Source organism: Actinomycetota bacterium (assembly GCA_036280995.1).
Classification (GTDB): Bacteria; Actinomycetota; CALGFH01; order CALGFH01; family CALGFH01; genus CALGFH01.
The window spans coordinates 1-3,093 of record DASUPQ010000915.1 but is presented as its reverse complement, the minus strand read 5'-3'; the positions used below and the strand labels follow the sequence as shown (position 1 = coordinate 3,093).

The window sequence follows — 3,093 nt, the reverse complement described above, 5'->3', positions numbered from 1 at the left end:
CGGGAGGCCCTGGTCGCCAAGGCCAGCTACCAGCGGGCCGACGCCGGCGACGCGGCCGCCCTGGCCGGCGCGCTCGACCAGGCCAAGGGCCCCATCGTCGCTTACCTGGCGCTGCCCCCGGCGGCCTTCGCCCCCGCGATCGGGGTGCTGGCCACAGTCGGGCTCCCGGACCGCAGCCGGGTGGTGGTGGAGAAGCCGTTCGGGCGCAGCCTGGCCGAGGCGCGCGCCCTTAACCAGCTCCTGGGCCGCTGCTTCGGGGAGGAGGCAACCTTCCGCGCCGACCATTTTCTGGGCCTGCAGACTGTCCAGAACCTGCTCGGGCTGCGCTTCGCCAACCGGGTCTTCGAGCCCGTCTGGCGTGCCGAGCACATCCAGCGGGTGGATATCGTCTGGGACGAGACGGTCGCGCTGGAGGGCCGCGCCGGCTACTACGACCACGCCGGCGCCCTACGCGACGTGGTCCAGAACCACCTGCTCCAGCTGGCCTGCCTGGTGGCGATGGAGCCGCCGGCCCGGCTCGACCCGGATCGGCTGCATGACCGCAAGGTCGAGCTGCTGCGCGCGGTCCAGCCACCACCGCCCGGGCAGCTGGCCGCCCGCACCGTCCGGGCCCGCTACACCGCCGGGCGGATCGACGGCGTTGACGTACCCGCCTACGCCGAAGAGCCAGGAGTGGACCCGGCCCGCGGCACCGAGACTTTCGCCGAGGTCACCCTCGAGGTCGACAACCCGCGCTGGCGTGGAGTGCCGTTCCGGCTGCGAACCGGCAAGGCCCTCGTGCGTCGGCGCGCCGAGATCCTCATCCACTTCTGGCCCGCCGGCCAGCCAACCTTCGCGGAGGCGGCCGACGTCCCCGCCAACCTGCTCCGGTTCGGCCTCGACCCCGATCGCCTGACCTTGCGCATCAACCTGAACGGCGCCGGGGACCGGTTCCGCTTGGAGCACGCCACCCTGGAACACATCCTGGCGCCACACGACGTACCCGCCTACGGCCGGCTCCTGCTGGCGGTCATGGACGGCGACCTGACCCTGGCGATCCGTGGCGACGAGGCCGAGGAGTGCTGGCGGATCACCGAGCCGATCCTAGCTGCCTGGGCCGAGGGCGCCGTGCCCTTGCAGGAGTATCCGGCTGGCTCCCCCGGACCCGGACCCCGGATCCCTCCCGACCACGGTGGTGAGCGCAGCCAATGATGCTCACCGACCTCGTGTTCCTGTACCGGGCAGCGACCCCGTTCGTCACGGTCTACCTCGACACCACCGGCACCGTAGCCGACGCCCCGCCACCGGTCCGGCTGCGCTGGAAGAGCCTCCGCCGCGAGCTCACCGCCACCGGGGCGCCCGAGGCGGCCCTGGCCGCGATCGACCCGCTGGTCGACGAGGCCGATCCGACCGGCGATACCCTCGCCGTCATCGCCAACCGCGACGGCGTCCTGCTCGGCGCCCACCTCCCCGACGCCCCGATGCGGGACCTCGGCCGCTGTGGCATGCTGCCGGCCGTCGTGCCGCTGCTGGCCTGGAAGCAGCGCCAGTTCCCCTACGTCGTGGTGGCCATCGACCGGCTGGGCGCCGAACTGCTCGCCGTCGTGCCCGCCGGCCCCGACCAGGCGATCCGAGTCCAGGGCGAGGAGCTACACGTCACCCGGTCCGCCCCCGGTGGCTGGTCGCAACGCCGCTTCCAGCAACGCGCCGAGAACCGCTGGCAGCAGAACGCCGGCGCGGTCGCCGAGGCCCTGACCAAGCTGGTCGACGACGTGCGACCCCGGCTGGTGGTCGTGACCGGCGACGTCCGCGCGACGCAGCTCCTGCGCGACCAGGTCCCGGGCCGCGTGGGCGAGCTGCTCCAGGTTGTCGACGGGGAGTACGGCTCGCTGGACGCGGCGCTGGCCAAGGCCGCGCCACTGCTGGACCTGCTCGAAGCACGAGACACGACCGCGGCGCTGGCCGCCTTCGGCCGCGAGCTGGGCCAAGCCGACCGGGCAGCCAACGGACCCGCCGCGACGCTCCAGGCCCTGGCCAGCTCCCAGGTCAGCACGCTGCTGCTACAACCTGGAGCGGTCACCGGCGACGCCTGGTTCGGCCCGTCCCCAGCACAGATCGCGCTGGACCCCCAGGAATTGCATGCGATGGGTGTCGGCGCCCCAGCCCGAGCGCCCCTGGTCGACGTCGCCCTCCGGGCCGCCGCCGCCAGCGGCGCGAGCGCGCGCCTGCTGGCCAACCAGCTCCCCGACGGGTGCGGGCCCACAGGGGGGATCGGGGCGCTGCTGCGGTACGCCGGGCAGGTCGGCGATCGCTGAGCCTGCCACCCTGGCCACGCGACAGGGCTGCGTGTGGAGCTGACCGGAGTCTGCTGCCGCCTCGCTCGTGCCAGACCTCAGATGCGCTGCCGGTTGCTGGCCGAGGGTTGCAGCCTAGTGTCGTCCAGGTCGAAGGTCAGCCAGTCCTGGACCTGCACCACCCCCTCGGTCGCGCCGGCCAGGCGGACCACGATGGGGATCAGGCTGCGCCGCTCGACCCGCCCGGTGAGGCTGACCACGCCGTCGCGCACCTCGACCTTCATCCGAGCTGGGTCGATCAGCAGCTCGTGCCCGAGCAGCTCCTCGATCGCCCAGCGGATCTCCTCATCCGGGATCCGGGCGCGTCAGCGGCCGGAGCAGGTCCGCGCGGCTGACGATGCCGACCAGCCGGCCCGAGCCGGCGACCACGGGCAGGCGCTTCATCCCCGCGGCCTGCGTCCGCCTCGCCGCCTCGGTCACGGTCGCCTGCGGGTCCACCGTGACGGCTGGGCTGGTCATCACCGCACCAGCCGTGGCCGGTGGCTGCCCGTCCGCGAGGGGCCGGCCGTCGCCGAGCAGATCGGCTTCGGAGACGACGCCCAGCATCCGGCCACGCCCGTCGACAACCGGTAGGGCGCTCAGGCGATGGTCGGCCAGCAACCTGGCTACCTGCTTGACGGGCGTGGTCGGCTGGGCGACCAACACTTCGATCGTCATGACATCCTGGACCCGGGCCGGCATGGCGCTCCTCCTTGCCACCTTGCTCACCCGACACCCCAGCCACGGCCAAACGCCCGGCAGGCCAAGCAACCACCGGCCA

4 protein-coding genes are annotated in these 3,093 nt (G+C 73.3%); 2 read left to right on the top strand and 2 right to left on the bottom strand.

All coding sequences use genetic code 11. The features are described from left to right. Together VF468_30555 and VF468_30550 are read left to right on the top strand one after the other, a co-directional pair. On the top strand, positions 1-1,191 hold a 1,191-nt coding region (locus VF468_30555; protein ID HEX5882628.1), incomplete at its 5' end, for a glucose-6-phosphate dehydrogenase. After that, complete coding sequence (locus VF468_30550) at positions 1,191-2,294, top strand: Vms1/Ankzf1 family peptidyl-tRNA hydrolase (GenBank protein ID HEX5882627.1); 1,104 nt, start codon at positions 1,191-1,193, stop codon at positions 2,292-2,294. The genes VF468_30555 and VF468_30550, both read left to right, overlap by 1 nt. Before the next feature lie 77 nt (positions 2,295-2,371). On the opposite strand, the gene VF468_30545 is transcribed toward VF468_30550, so the two are convergent. Beyond that, on the bottom strand, positions 2,372-2,572 hold the full coding sequence (locus VF468_30545) for a BON domain-containing protein (protein HEX5882626.1): 201 nt from the start codon (positions 2,570-2,572) through the stop codon (positions 2,372-2,374). A gap of 46 nt (positions 2,573-2,618) precedes the next feature. Next, positions 2,619-3,014, bottom strand: a complete 396-nt coding sequence (locus VF468_30540; protein ID HEX5882625.1) for a CBS domain-containing protein — start codon at positions 3,012-3,014, stop codon at positions 2,619-2,621. Positions 3,015-3,093: the final 79 nt, after the last annotated feature.

Bases quoted from the DNA above. Each gene is read 5' to 3' on its own strand.
- VF468_30550 (HEX5882627.1), top strand. From the start codon at position 1,191: ATGCTCACCGACCTCGTGTTCCTGTACCGGGCAGCGACCCCGTTCGTC.
- VF468_30540 (HEX5882625.1), bottom strand. From the start codon at position 3,014: ATGCCGGCCCGGGTCCAGGATGTCATGACGATCGAAGTGTTGGTCGCC.